A 599-nucleotide genomic window follows, 5' to 3' on the forward strand; every position below is an offset into this window, starting at 1 on the left:
CTGCAGTCGATGCTGCAAGCGACGATTTGCGATGGTGTCGTGCTTGATGCGCTGACGTTCGGCCAGGATTGTCTCGGCTCTGCCAAAGTAGACGTCGGCGGGCGTGAGGTTGTCGATGCTCTCATGGAAGCTGGCGTGATTGTAGTGCTCGACAAAGGCGCCGATCTGCCGTTCGGGGTCGCCGGGTAGATAATAGTTGTCGAGCATGATGCGGTTCTTCAGCGTCTGATGCCAGCGCTCGATCTTGCCTTGGGTCTGGGGATGATACGGAGCCCCGCGCCCATGTTGCATGTCTTTGCCCTTGAGCCACGTGGCCAGATCATCCGCGACGTAACTCGATCCATTGTCGCTCAGAAGCCGCGGGCGCTGCGCGACGGTGATGTGGTCGAGGCCGGAAGCTGCGAGCGCCTGGTCGAGCGTAGCCGTGACGTCGGAGGCGCACATCGTCGGCCCCAATCTCCAGGCCACAATGTCGCGCGAGAAGTCGTCGAGCACGGTCGACAGATAGTACCAACCCCAGCCGGTGATCTTGAGGTAGGTGAAGTCGGTCTGCCAAAGCTGATTGATGGCGGTGGTCTTGTCCTTGAACTCGTCCGCGG

1 protein-coding gene is annotated in these 599 nt (G+C 60.6%); it reads right to left on the reverse strand.

Annotated elements, in window-relative coordinates; genetic code table 11:
* Positions 1-599: DDE-type integrase/transposase/recombinase (locus AC630_RS42670; RefSeq protein WP_143198800.1), on the reverse strand; the 599-nt coding region annotated here is incomplete at both ends.

The organism is Bradyrhizobium sp. AS23.2 (assembly GCF_001908185.1).
GTDB lineage: Bacteria > Pseudomonadota > Alphaproteobacteria > Rhizobiales > Xanthobacteraceae > Bradyrhizobium.